Source organism: Caballeronia sp. GAFFF2 (assembly GCF_023631485.1).
Classification (GTDB): domain Bacteria; phylum Pseudomonadota; class Gammaproteobacteria; order Burkholderiales; family Burkholderiaceae; genus Caballeronia.
Map to the genome: position 1 here is coordinate 36643 of NZ_JALQDA010000010.1, position 12672 is coordinate 49314.

14 protein-coding genes are annotated in these 12672 nt (G+C 62.3%); 8 read left to right on the plus strand and 6 right to left on the minus strand.

Annotation, left to right across the window (positions count from 1 at the left end; translation table 11 throughout):
- Positions 1–4: 4 nt before the first annotated feature.
- Positions 5–985 carry a phosphogluconate dehydrogenase (NAD(+)-dependent, decarboxylating) gene (gene gnd, locus NCT04_RS07510; RefSeq protein ID WP_250464758.1) on the plus strand — a complete coding sequence of 327 codons (981 nt, stop codon included), beginning with the start codon at positions 5–7 and terminating at the stop codon, positions 983–985.
- A 45-nt stretch (positions 986–1030) separates the two neighbouring features.
- Here gnd and NCT04_RS07515 read toward each other — a convergent pair whose 3' ends face one another.
- Together NCT04_RS07515 and nodI are read right to left on the minus strand one after the other, a co-directional pair.
- Positions 1031–1807: an ABC transporter permease gene (locus NCT04_RS07515; RefSeq protein WP_250464888.1), complete on the minus strand. Its 777-nt coding sequence runs from the start codon at positions 1805–1807 to the stop codon at positions 1031–1033.
- Between the two features lie 85 nt (positions 1808–1892).
- Entirely contained in the window at positions 1893–2843 is a 951-nt protein-coding gene (gene nodI / locus NCT04_RS07520) for a nodulation factor ABC transporter ATP-binding protein NodI (RefSeq protein ID WP_250464760.1), read from the minus strand.
- 304 nt (positions 2844–3147) lie between these two features.
- On the opposite strand from nodI, the gene NCT04_RS07525 reads away from it, so the two are divergent.
- The gene (locus NCT04_RS07525) at positions 3148–3657 is read left to right on the plus strand and encodes a universal stress protein (protein WP_250464890.1); all 510 of its coding nucleotides are present in this window, start codon (positions 3148–3150) and stop codon (positions 3655–3657) included.
- A 157-nt stretch (positions 3658–3814) separates the two neighbouring features.
- Here NCT04_RS07525 and NCT04_RS07530 read toward each other — a convergent pair whose 3' ends face one another.
- From NCT04_RS07530 to lexA, 3 genes are all read right to left on the minus strand, one after another.
- Positions 3815–4432: a DUF2939 domain-containing protein gene (locus NCT04_RS07530; protein ID WP_250464762.1), complete on the minus strand. Its 618-nt coding sequence runs from the start codon at positions 4430–4432 to the stop codon at positions 3815–3817.
- Between the two features lie 158 nt (positions 4433–4590).
- The gene (locus tag NCT04_RS07535) at positions 4591–4917 is read right to left on the minus strand and encodes a hypothetical protein (RefSeq protein ID WP_244825242.1); all 327 of its coding nucleotides are present in this window, start codon (positions 4915–4917) and stop codon (positions 4591–4593) included.
- Positions 4918–5084: 167 nt separating this feature from the next.
- Positions 5085–5762 carry a transcriptional repressor LexA gene (gene lexA / locus NCT04_RS07540; RefSeq protein WP_250464764.1) on the minus strand — a complete coding sequence of 226 codons (678 nt, stop codon included), beginning with the start codon at positions 5760–5762 and terminating at the stop codon, positions 5085–5087.
- Positions 5763–6031: 269 nt separating this feature from the next.
- On the opposite strand from lexA, the gene NCT04_RS07545 reads away from it, so the two are divergent.
- From NCT04_RS07545 to NCT04_RS07570, 6 genes are all read left to right on the plus strand, one after another.
- Complete coding sequence (locus NCT04_RS07545; RefSeq protein ID WP_244825240.1) at positions 6032–7066, plus strand: sulfate ABC transporter substrate-binding protein; 1035 nt, start codon at positions 6032–6034, stop codon at positions 7064–7066.
- A 138-nt stretch (positions 7067–7204) separates the two neighbouring features.
- Positions 7205–8110, plus strand: coding sequence for a sulfate ABC transporter permease subunit CysT (gene cysT / locus NCT04_RS07550; RefSeq protein WP_244825239.1), 906 nt, complete (start codon positions 7205–7207; stop codon positions 8108–8110).
- Entirely contained in the window at positions 8107–9009 is a 903-nt protein-coding gene (gene cysW / locus NCT04_RS07555) for a sulfate ABC transporter permease subunit CysW (protein WP_250464766.1), read from the plus strand. The genes cysT and cysW overlap by 4 nt, the downstream gene beginning before the upstream one ends.
- Positions 9010–9029: 20 nt before the next feature.
- Positions 9030–10124 carry a sulfate/molybdate ABC transporter ATP-binding protein gene (locus NCT04_RS07560; protein ID WP_250464768.1) on the plus strand — a complete coding sequence of 365 codons (1095 nt, stop codon included), beginning with the start codon at positions 9030–9032 and terminating at the stop codon, positions 10122–10124.
- Positions 10125–10136: 12 nt separating this feature from the next.
- Positions 10137–11063, plus strand: coding sequence for a CysB family HTH-type transcriptional regulator (locus NCT04_RS07565; RefSeq protein ID WP_244825235.1), 927 nt, complete (start codon positions 10137–10139; stop codon positions 11061–11063).
- Between the two features lie 40 nt (positions 11064–11103).
- A complete protein-coding gene (locus NCT04_RS07570) occupies positions 11104–12111 on the plus strand; it encodes an asparaginase (RefSeq protein ID WP_250464770.1) in 1008 nt (335 codons plus the stop codon).
- Positions 12112–12156: 45 nt separating this feature from the next.
- Here NCT04_RS07570 and lysM read toward each other — a convergent pair whose 3' ends face one another.
- Positions 12157–12645, minus strand: coding sequence for a peptidoglycan-binding protein LysM (lysM, locus tag NCT04_RS07575; protein ID WP_250464772.1), 489 nt, complete (start codon positions 12643–12645; stop codon positions 12157–12159).
- Positions 12646–12672 lie beyond the last annotated feature (27 nt).

The window sequence follows — 12672 nt, forward strand, 5'->3', positions numbered from 1 at the left end:
GGACATGCAGATTGGCATCGTGGGACTGGGGCGCATGGGCGGCAACATCGGACGCCGCCTGATGCGCGACGGGCATCAATGCGTCGTCTACGACCACAGTCCGCAAGCAACCGACGCACTCGCGAGCGAAGGCGCGACCGGCGCGAAGGATCTCGGCGATCTGGTCGCAAAACTTGCCACGCCGCGCGTCGTCTGGCTCATGCTGCCCGCCGGCAAGATCACGGAGGACACGCTTAACGATCTCCGGCAGATTCTGAGCCCGGACGACGTGATCATCGACGGCGGCAACAGCTTCTACAAGGACGATATCCGCCGCGCCGCCGAGCTGAAAGCGCAGGGCCTGCATTACGTCGATGTCGGCACGTCAGGCGGCATCTGGGGCTTGGAGCGCGGTTACTGCATGATGATCGGCGGCGATGACGCGGTGGTGAACCGTATCGATCCGATTCTCGCGACCCTTGCGCCGGGACGCGGCGACATTCCCTTGACGCCCGGCCGCGACGGACGCGATGCGCGTGTCGAGAACGGCTACATGCATTGCGGACCGGTCGGTTCGGGACATTTCGTGAAGATGGTGCACAACGGCATCGAGTACGGATTGATGCAGGCGTATGCCGAGGGCTTCCATATTCTGAAGCACAAGGAATCGACCGAATTGCCGGAAAACGAGCGCTACACGCTCGATCTGGCCGATGTCGCGGAAGTCTGGCGGCGTGGCAGCGTGGTGTCGTCGTGGCTGCTCGATCTGACCGCGGGCGCGCTTGCGGGCGATGGTTCGCTTGAACGCTACTCGACCGAAGTGGCCGATAGCGGCGAAGGGCGCTGGACGATCGAAGCGGCCATCGAGGAAGCGGTGCCGGCGCAAGTGTTGTCAGCGGCGCTTTATACGCGCTTCCGGTCGCGCGATGCCGAAGCCTTCCCCGAGCGCATGCTTTCGGCAATGCGCTTCGGCTTCGGCGGCCACAAAGAGTTCGGCGTGAAGTAAATCCGTGGTTGTCTGTCGGGATAAAGGGCGATGATTCATCGCCCTTTATTTCATCATGCGGCGGCGAAACAGCCACGCGCACAGGAAGAACGGCACAACCGAATACGCCGCAAGTACCGCGAGATGCAACGCGAGTCCGTGCACGGGCCGGCCGAGCATGGCGGCGCGGATCAACTCGACCGCGTGATAAAGCGGCAGCGCCTGCGTCACATGCTGCGCAAAAGCAGGCAATTGCGCGACCGGAAAAAACACGCCGGAGAGCAAGAGCATGGGCGTGAGCGCGAGCGTCTGATAGAACATGAAGAAGTCGTAGCTCGGCGCGATGGCTGTGACGATCATCGCCGTGCTCGCGAATGCGAGTCCCGTAAGCACGATGATGGGCAGCGCGAGCAGCATCGACGGAAAACTCGCATAGCCGAGCGCGCCCGCCACCAGCATGATCGCCACGCCCGACAAGACCGATTTGCTCGCGGACCAGATCACTTCGCCGAGAACGATATCGCCGAGCGTGAGCGGCGTATGCATGATCGCTTCCCACGTACGCTGCACGTGCATGCGCGAGAAACCGGAATACATGGCCTCGAAACTCGCGGACATCATCACACTCGACGCCACCGTGCCCGCCGCGAGAAACGCGATATACGACACGCCGTCGACATGTCCGACCATCAAGCCGAGACCGAGGCCTAGCCCGAAGAGATAGATCATCGGATCGGCGAGATTGCCGATCATCGATGCAATGGCGAGCTTCTTCCACACCAGATAATTGCGCCGCCATACCGACATCCAGTTGCTCGCGTTGGCGGGAAGCGCGTTGCTCATGGGCGAGAGCGTATCGGCGTGTTTGGCTCGCACGCGTGTTTTCTCGATGCTTGCGCCTGATCGATCGAAAGTGTCCATCGCTTGATTAGTCCACCATCTCGCGCCCGGTCAGGCGCAGAAAAACATCTTCGAGATTCGCCGGACGATGCAGATAGCGCACGTCCGTCCGGCCCTTCACGCGCGCATGCACGGGCTGCGGGTCGTCGACATAGCAGAAAAGCGTTTCGCCGCTGATCTCCGTGCGCGCGACGAACGGTTCCAGTTCGGCGGCCAGCGCCTGCGGATCGGGTCCGTAGATTTCGATGACGTCCGAACCGATCACCGATTCGATCAACTCGCGCGGCCTTCCTTCCGCGAGCTTGCGGCCTTCCTCGATCACGCAAAGCCGGTCGCACAGGCGTTCGGCCTCTTCCATGAAGTGCGTCGTGAGCAGAATGGTTTTACCGCGCGAAAGCAACGAGCGCAGGCGTTCCCAGATCAGATGGCGCGCTTGCGGATCGAGACCGGTGGTGGGTTCGTCCATCACGAGCACGTCGGGATCGTTGACGAGGGCGCGCGCGAGCGTCAACCGCCGCCGCATGCCGCCCGACAGTTCGCCGACGCGCGCTTGGGCCTTGCTTTCGAGGCGCGCGAATTCGAGCAACGAAGGCACGATGGCTTCCATGCGCGCGCCTGCCAAGCCGAAATAGCGGCCGAAGACGAGCAGGTTTTCGCGCACGGTGAAGTCGGGATCGAGGTTGTCGAATTGCGGCACGACGCCCACGCGTTGCCGCGCGAAGCGTGCGCGCGCTGGCACGGGTTCGCCGACGAGACGGATCGTACCGCTGTCGGGCGATGTAATGCCGAGCAGCATCTTGAGCGTCGTCGTCTTGCCCGCGCCGTTCGGGCCGAGCAGGCCGAAGCACTCGCCAGGCTGAACGTCGAACGACAAGCCATCGACGACACTTCGCTCGCCGTAATGTTTTCTGACTTCGCTGAATTCGATCGCTGGCGCCGCGTTCGAGTTCGCGCCAGCTCGGTGATTTATGTCGGTCATGCGGCGGTCCTGCGAGGAGAAAACTCAGCCGGCTAGTGTAATCCAATGCACCAGCGCGGCGCTTTGCATGCAAGCGCATGCATCGTTCCTGTGATCGAAGCGTGCATCGCGTCTTCCTGTTGTTTTGGCAAATGGCGCCGCGCGCTTGTCCGGCAAGGCGCTCAGGCCTCTGGCACGGTGTGCGCTAGCGCTTGTTGCCATGTAAGCGTTTTCCATCGTTGCCACGCATGAGGCGACCTACCATGATGAAGATGCGCCGCACTCGATTTGCCGACACCATCGGCTACGCGGCAGGGAGATCATGATGTCAGGCTATCGAAAAATCCTGTTGTGCTACGACGGCTCCAGAGAGGGCCGCAAGGCGTTGCGTCAGGGCGCGAATCTCGCGCTTGCCTTGAACGCGGAGACGCACGTGCTGGCGGTGGTGGATATGCGTTCGAGCATTGCGCAAAGCGCCGGTCTTCTGACCGACATGGCATGCGGACGGTTCGAGGATGCCGCACGCGACATCCTGCAAGAAGGCGTGGAGTGGCTGCGCGAACGCGGCTTGCAGGCGCAGGGCCATTTCGCATTCGGGCATCCGATCGATGAAATCGCCACGCTGGCGGAAAGTCTCAAGGTCGATCTGGTCGTGGTCGGCCATCGATGCCGCAGCGGTCTCGCGCGCTGGTGGATGGGCGCGGGCAACACACCGCTGCTCGATCGCGTGTCATGCAGCATATTGGTTGCGGTTTGTCAGGCAGGTGAGTCGGCCGAAGCGGAAGATGAGGCGGCTTATGCGGCGAAGCCGGACCGGGCCGAAGTAAGTGTTTGAGGATAGGTTTGCGCGATGAGGCTGGCCTGCGTCGGGCCAGTGCTGTTTTGCGCTATCCGCTAGTTGTCGTCTCCTTGCGTGACGGCAGCGCACGCTTAACGCCGCAAGAAATCCATGAAGCGCTTACCGGCACGTTAATGGTTGTCCAACAACGAATTCACCCGTTCAAATCAACCGCAACCAGCTTCCACGTTATCAACCGGTACCGATGAAAGATCGCGGAGTACCGCGCATCGCCGGCACCGTGCTGGTAGGTCACCACGAACGTATCGAAGCTGCGATATCCGGCCGTGGTCTGCGGTGGTTGTCGCGGCGGTTCTTGAGTCGCAACCATGCTCGATGCCGCTTCCGAAGGCGGTGAACTCGCCGCCGCCTGACCGTCTCGAACCGGTGGCACGACAGCGGGTGGATGCTCGCCTGGATCTCCCCGCGGCGGAATGCCATTCAAAATCGCGGCGACGCCTTCGGGCGTAGCGTAGCAATCCACCAGCGGCCCTACGAGCGCCGCGCCGATCATTGCACCGATGATCGCGAGCGGATTGCCGCTCTTCTGGATATCGACGCGCCGCGTCAGCAGTGCTCCGACTTGCTCTTTGAGACTTTCACGCAGTGCGGGGAAGTCGACGTATTCGTTGACGGTCTGTGCATCGCGTGCATCGGCCGCGTGCTTGACGCGGTTCAGTGCAATATAGGGCGACGCATAGACAAGGCTTAACCCTGCAACGATGAAGAGAATGACGAGCGTGACGACGAGATAACGCGTAGTGCGGGACATGCGAAGGAACGACCCCCGGCGTGACATGGGTGACATGAAAGAACGATTGACCATGTTCACGCCGGATATATCCCGAGCTTCATTCCTTGCAGCCGATAGATTGCGGACTGCCTGCATTACACATAACTCAAATTCACTCGGCAAACGCTCTACCGCGCTCAGGCCAGAATGCCGCTGCTAACGCCGGCGCGTTCCTCGTCGATACACCGGTCGATCATGCGCGACACCTCGCCGATATTGCCGACCATGATTACCCGCGACTCACTGCGATACACCCGCACCGGCGCGCGCTGTTCCGATTCCGCATGCACCGCGCTATTGAGCGACACACGGGCGAAGGCGGGTTGACGCGACGGCAACGCGGGCATCTCGTCGAAGAGATCGGGCGCCGCTTCAGGCCGCGCCACGGCGCATGAGATCAGCGAGCGCAAATGACGCAGACGGCCAAACTGACGAAAGGGCAGCAAACGGGCGAAACGTTCCATGATGACTCTCCAGACGGCGGACGACAGACGACAGACGATAGGACGCACCGCGGCACGCCGCGAGCGGTGGCCGTCATGCTTGTAATTTTTGAAACGTGCCGCGTCGCGCGAGGGCGAGGAGGCGAAGCGGGCGGCGGTGTTGACGCGCCGCGCGCTCGAGTCGTGCGTTAGAACTCGCCGGAGCGGATGAGCCCGACCGCGATTCCTTCCAGCGCGAAGTCGCCGCTGCCGGAGCGCACGAAGATGTTTTCGTAGTCGGGATTCTCCGCGACCAATTCCACGCCATCTGGCCGGCGCTTCCAGCGCTTCACCGTGACATCGTCGCCAATACGCGCGACCACGATCTGCCCGTCTTTCGCTTCATTGCGCTTCTGTACGGCAAGCAGGTCGCCGTCGAGAATGCCCGCGTCGCGCATGGACAAGCCGCGCACCTTCAGCAAATAGTCGGGCTTGCCCGAAAAGAACGCAGGGTCGCACGCGTAGTGTTGCGAAATATGCTCCTGCGCAAGGATGGGGCTGCCCGCCGCAACGCGCCCGACCAGCGGAAGCGACAACTGCATGATGCTCTGATGCGGCAAGGTGAACTGATGCGGAAGATCGTCCGAACGGTCGATGCGCGCGGAGCCTCCCAACAGGCGGATGCCACGCGACGAACCCGCCGCGAGTTCGATCACGCCCTTGCGCGCCAGTGCCCGCAGATGTTCCTCGGCGGAGTTCGCGGAGCTGAAGCCAAGCTCGGCAGCAATTTCGGCACGCGTGGGCGGAAAGCCCGTGCGGTCGATGGCTCGCTGGATGAGCTCGAACACTTGCTGCTGTCGCGCGGTAAGTTTTGAGGGTTTGGTCACTTGCTGGAGCCTCGGCGCACTGTATGGATGGACAGATAACTGTATTTTTATACAGTATTTCGAGCTTTTCAAGCTTTACTTGAAGTTCGTCGCCAGATCCTTTACTGACAAGGCTGCAACGCGCTCAAACAGTCGCTATTTGTCGCTCGGACTGCGAAAAACCTTGCTTTAGCACTTTTGCATCTAAAAAAGTGAGAAACAATTATTTCTAATCATATAAGCTCGCCTTTAGACTGATTCCGTCAATTCGATAAGACGGAGAACGGGGAATGCATAGCATCAGGGCTGGATTGAAGGGCGGCGCGAAACAACTCTTTGCCGCGCTGGCGATCACGGCGGCGAGTTTCGGAATCTCGGCCACCGCGCACGCGGACACGTCGTTTCTGAACGTCTCGTACGATCCGACGCGCGAGTTGTATCAGGACTTCAACCAGGCCTTTGCGAAGAAGTGGAAGGCGGACACCGGCGAAACGGTCACCTTCAAGCAATCTCATGGCGGTTCCGGCGGCCAGGCGCGCGCGGTTCTAGACGGGCTTCAGGCAGACGTCGTGACGCTTGCGCTTGCTTACGACATCGACGCGCTCGCCTCCAAGGGCATCGTCGGGACGGACTGGCAGAAGCGTCTGCCGGACAATGCATCGCCGTACACGTCGACCATTGTGTTTCTAGTGCGCAAGGGCAACCCGAAGGGCATCAAGGACTGGGACGATCTCACCAAGCCGGGCGTGTCGATCGTCACGCCGAACCCGAAGACCTCGGGCGGCGCGCGCTGGAACTATTTGGCGGCGTGGGCGTATGCGCAACACAAGCCCGGCGGCAACGAAGAGACCGCGAAGGAGTTCGTGACCAAGCTCTACAAGAACGCAGGCGTGCTCGATTCCGGCGCACGCGGCGCGACCACCAGCTTCGTGCAGCGCGGTCAGGGCGACGTGCTGATCGCATGGGAAAACGAGGCGTTCCTGTCGCTCAAGGAATTCGGTCCGGAGAAGTTCCAGATCGTGGTTCCTTCGGTGAGCATTCTGGCCGAGCCGCCGGTGGCGGTGGTGGACAAGGTCGTCGACAAGCACGGCACGCGCAAGCTGGCCGAAGCGTATCTGAAGTATCTGTATAGCGACGAAGGCCAGCAGATCGCGGCGCGCAATTTCTATCGTCCGCGTTCGGACAAGGTGCCCGCCGAGCTGACCAAGCAGTTCCCCAAGCTCAAGCTCTACACCATCGACGACACCTTCGGTGGCTGGACCAAAGCGCAGAAGACGCACTTCGCGGACGGCGGCGTGTTCGATTCGATCTATCAGCCGCAGTAAGCAGGCAAGAGACCGGGCGCCGCGAGGCGCTCGAGTCGCAATGAAAGCGGCCGCAAAGACGGCCGCGCATGACGAGACAAAAAAACAGTGCGCTTATCCCCCGGCGCCGAAGGCAGGACGATCAAGGATGAAGCAAAGATGACAACGTTCACTTTCCGAAAGCCGAGTGCGTTACCCGGCTTCGGGCTGACGATCGGCATCACGGTGGCTTACCTGAGCCTCGTGGTGCTGATTCCGCTTGCGGCGACCTTCGCCAAGACCGCGACGCTCGACTGGGCGCAGTTCGTTCGCGCCGTCACCGGGCCGCGTGTGCTGGCGTCGTATCGGCTCACGTTCACGGCGGCGCTCGGCGGGGCGGTCATCAACGCGATCTTCGGCTTCCTGGTCGCATGGGTGCTCGTGCGTTACACGTTCCCGTTCAAGCGTGTCGTCGATGCCATCGTCGATCTGCCGTTTGCGCTGCCGACCTCCGTTGCCGGCATTTCGCTTGCCGCCGTGTACGCGAGCAACGGCTGGATCGGGCAGTATCTCGCGCCGCTCGGCATCAAGGTGGCGTTCACGCCGCTCGGCGTGCTCGTGGCGCTGACGTTCATCGGCTTGCCGTTCGTCGTGCGCACGGTGCAGCCGGTGCTCGAAGACTTCGAGCGCGAGCAGGAAGAAGCCGCCGCATGTCTCGGCGCCACGCGCTGGCTGACGTTTCGCCGCGTCGTGTTGCCGGCGCTCTTTCCCGCGCTTCTGACCGGTTTCGCGCTTGCGTTCGCGCGCGCGCTCGGCGAATACGGTTCGGTCATCTTCATCGCGGGCAATGTACCGATGAAATCGGAGATCACGTCGCTGCTCATCATCACCAAGCTCGAACAGTACGACTATGCCGGCGCGACGGCCATCGCCGTCGTGATGCTGTGCGTGTCCTTTCTCATGCTGCTCCTCATCAACACGCTGCAATGGTTCCTGCAACGCCGCACGAGCAAGACGGGCGCGGCGCCCGTGGTGGCCGCGGGGCCATCGCTGCATGCCGGAACTCCGGGCGGAGGTCACGCATGAGCACGCCAAACAGCAAGGCGCTTCCCGTGAACACCGCCGCGCGCGGCGAGACCAACCGGCTCAATCCCGTCACCGAACCGCGCGCCGTGCGCTGGATACTCACGGGTATCGCGCTCGTGTTTCTCGCGCTGTTTCTGGTCGTGCCGCTCGTCGCCGTGTTCGTGCAGGCCTTCGCGAAGGGCATCGACTATTACTTCGATTCGCTCAAGGACCCGGACGCGTGGTCGGCCATCAAGCTCACGCTCTTGACCGCCGCGATTGCCGTGCCGCTCAACGTGGTGTTCGGGCTCGCGGCATCGTGGGCCATCGCCAAGTTCGAGTTTCGCGGCAAGGCTCTTCTGACGACGCTTATCGACTTGCCGTTCTCGGTGTCGCCCGTGATCTCCGGCCTCATCTACGTGCTCATGTTCGGCGCGCAGGGCTGGTTCGGACCGTGGCTGATTTCGCACGATGTGCAGATCATCTTCGCGGTGCCGGGAATCGTGCTCGCGACCATCTTCGTGACGTTCCCGTTCGTCGCGCGCGAACTGATTCCGTTGATGCAGGCGCAAGGCAACGACGAGGAAGAGGCCGCGCACGTGCTCGGCGCGTCGGGCTGGCAGATCTTCCGGCGCGTGACGTTGCCCAACGTGAAGTGGGGCCTGCTCTACGGCGTGATTCTCTGTAACGCGCGCGCGATGGGCGAGTTCGGCGCGGTCTCGGTGGTCTCGGGCCACATTCGCGGCCAGACCGACACCATGCCGCTGCACGTCGAGATTCTCTACAACGAATACAACTTCTCGGCCGCCTTCGCGGTGGCGTCGCTGCTTGCATTGCTCGCGCTCGTCACGCTCGGGCTGAAGCTGATCGCGGAGCGCCGCATGACGGCCACGCTGAGCGACGTGAAGGCAACCGTATAAATGGAAGGCGTGGATCAATCATGAGCATCATCGTTCGCAATCTGCAGAAGCGCTTCGGCACCTTCACCGCGCTCGACAACGTCACGCTGGATTTTCCGTCGGGCGAACTCGTCGCGCTGCTCGGACCTTCCGGCTGCGGCAAGACCACGCTCTTGCGCGTGATCGCCGGCCTCGAATATGCCGATGCCGGTCAGGTCGTGCTCAACGGCGAGGACGTTGCCGAAGTGGGCGCGCGTGAGCGGCAAGTCGGCTTCGTGTTCCAGCATTACGCGCTGTTCCGCCACATGACCGTGTTCGAGAACGTCGCCTTCGGCTTGCGCGTGAAGTCGCGCCGCGAGCGGCCAACGGAGGCCGTCATCCGCGAGAAGGTGCATGAATTGTTGAAGCTCGTGCAACTCGACTGGCTCGCGGAGCGCTTTCCGTCCGAACTGTCGGGCGGTCAGCGTCAACGTATCGCGTTGGCGCGAGCGCTTGCCGTCGAACCTAAAGTGCTGCTGCTCGACGAACCTTTCGGCGCGCTCGACGCCAAGGTGCGCAAGGAATTGCGTAGCTGGCTGCGCCGTCTGCACGACGATCTGCATATCTCGACGCTCTTCGTCACGCACGACCAGGAAGAGGCGCTCGAAGTGGCGGACCGCATCGTCGTGATGAATCACGGGCGCGTGGAGCAGGTGGGCAGCCCGCAAGACGTGTATGACCATCCGCAGACCTCGTTCGTCTACGAGTTCCTCGGTGCGGCCAATCGCCTGCAAGGTCATGTCGATGCCAACGGCTTCGTCGCCGATGGCGCCACGCAGGCCATTGCCGTGCCCGCGCATTTCAGCGGCCGCGCGCTGGCCTACGTGCGTCCGCACGATCTGGCGATCTATCCCGTCGATGGCACGCATCGCGACGGCATCGTGGTCGGCGTGCGGCGCGTGGTGACGCTCGGCGGCTCGGTGCGCGTGGAACTCGAAGGCAACTCGGGGCGCATCCTCGAAGCGGAGCTCGACCGCGAGTCGTGGCGCACGCTGCGACTCGACGTAGGCGACGGCGCGACCGCCGTGCCGCGCGCGTTGCGCGTGTTCCCGGCAGGCGATGCGAACGGGGCACAACAAACAAAAGCAACGGCATAAAGAGAGGCTGAAATGAACTTCCAGCAATTGCGCTTCGTGCGCGAAGCAGTGCGTCAGAACATGAATCTGACCGAGGTCGCGAACGTGCTCTATACGTCGCAGTCTGGCGTGTCGAAGCAGATCAAGGACCTCGAGGACGAACTCGGCGTCGATATCTTCATCCGACGCGGCAAGCGTCTGACCGGCCTCACCGAGCCTGGCAAACAGGTGCATCAGCTGATCGAGCGCATGTTGCTCGACGCTGAAAACCTGCGCCGCGTCGCGCGCCAGTTCGCGGATCAGGACAACGGCCATCTCGTCGTGGCGACGACGCACACGCAAGCGCGTTACGCGCTGCCGAAGGTGATCCGCCAGTTCACGGAAGTGTTCCCGAAGGTGCATCTCGCGCTGCGTCAGGGCAGTCCGCAGCAGATCGCGCAGATGATCATCAACGGCGAAGCGGATATCGGCATCTCGACGGAAGCGCTCGACCGCTATCCCGACATCGTCACCTTCCCGTGCTACTCGTGGCATCACACGGTCGTCGTGCCGAAGGGCCATCCGCTCGTCGGACTCGAGAACATCACGCTGGAACAGATCGCCGAGTATCCGGTCGTCACTTACGATCAGGATTTCACGGGACGCTCGCATATCGACCAGGCCTTCGCGAGCGCGGGTGCCATTCCCGATATCGTCCTCACCGCCATCGATGCCGACGTGATCAAGACGTATGTCGAGCTTGGCATGGGTATCGGCATCGTCGCGGCGATGGCGTATGACCCGAAGCGCGACAGCGAACTCGTCGCGCTCGATACGCAGCATCTGTTCGAGGCGAGCACGACGCGCGTCGGCTTGCGCAAGGGCGCGTTCTTGCGGGCCTACGCTTACCGGCTGATCGAGATGTTCGCGCCGCAACTCGACGAGGCGCAGATCGCGGCGCAACTGCGCGAAGCGGCTTGAGCGAGTTCAGGTTCATCCCGGCTGATTTACAATCGCCGGCATGAACACTTCTCTCGATACCTTGCCGCGCCTCGCCGTTCTCGCGACGGGCGGCACCATCGCCGGACAAGCTGGCGATGCATCCAGGACAGCGGGTTACAAGGCAGGCGTGGTCGGCGTCGACAAGCTGCTCGAAGCCGTGCCCGCGCTCGGCTCGGTCGCGCGCATTCACGCGGAACAGATTGCGAGCATCGACAGCAAGGACATGACGCCCGCGCTGTGGACGACGCTTTCGCGGCGGATCGATGCACTGCTCGCGCAAGACGATATCGATGGCGTGGTCGTCACGCACGGCACGGACACGCTCGAAGAGACCGCTTACTTGCTGCATCTGACGGTGAAGAGCGCGAAGCCGGTCGTCCTGACCGCGGCGATGCGGCCCTCCAGTGCCCTGTCCGCCGATGGTCCGTTGAATCTGCTCAACGCGCTCACGGTCGCGGCTTCGAGGCAGGCGGCGGGGCAGGGCGTGCTGATCGCGTTCAACCATTTGATCCACAGCGCACGCGAAGTTACGAAGACGAGCACCTATGCCGTCGATGCCTTCCGTTCGCCCGAAGCGGGCGCGCTCGGTTTCGTGCAGGACGGACGCGTCGAGTTTCAACGCACAGTCGTGCGGCCGCATACGCTCGCGAGCGAGTTCACCGTGCCGCAAGACTGGCCGATGGTCGAAATCGTCGCGAGTTATGCGGGCGTATCGCGTGTTCCGGTCGATGCGCTCGTCGGCGCTGGCGTGAAGGGCATCGTGCTTGCGGGTACCGGCAACGGCTCCATGAGTTCGACGCTCGCGCAAGCTTTCGCCGATGCCATTGGGCGAGGCGTGGCGGTGGTGCGTTCATCGCGCGTCGGCTCGGGCCATGTGATGCGCAACGGCGCCGCATCCGACGATGCGCTCGGCACCGTCAGCGCGGGCACGCTCAATCCGTACAAGGCGCGCGTGCTGTTGCAACTGGCGCTTGCGAAAGGCGTGAGCGATGCGCCCGGCCTGCAGCGCATCTTCGAGACATACTGAAACTGAAAAGAAAAACGCGAACCGGAGTTCGCGTTTTTCGTTGCTTCAGCTTGCAGCCGGAATACGTAGAACCTGTCCCGGATAGATCTTGTCCGGGCTCTTGAGCATGGGCTTGTTGGCTTCGAAAATGACATCGTTTTTCGCGCCGCTGCCGTAATACTTCTCCGCGATTTTCCAGAGATTGTCGCCGGCCACGACCGTATGAAATTGCGACTCCGGAGCGGGCGATGGCACGGTCAGTTGGTCATCCACCTTGTCCACGTGCTGCACGTTGCCCGCCGCGACGAGGATCTTCTCCTTCGTGGCCTGATCCGCGGCTTCGCCCGATACGGTGACCGTGTGCGACGCGCCGTCGTACTTCACTTGCAGATCCTGCGCTTCGAGCCCTTGCGAACGAATGTACGTCGCGATGGCTTCGCCGGCCTTGAGATTGAGCTCCGCGACATCCACGGCCGCGGGCGCGGCCTGCGCGGTTTGCGAGGTTGCACCAAAGAGCTTCTCGCCTGCTTCCTTGATAAAGCTGAGGATTCCCATTGCTGAACTCCTTAAGTGTCGATGGTG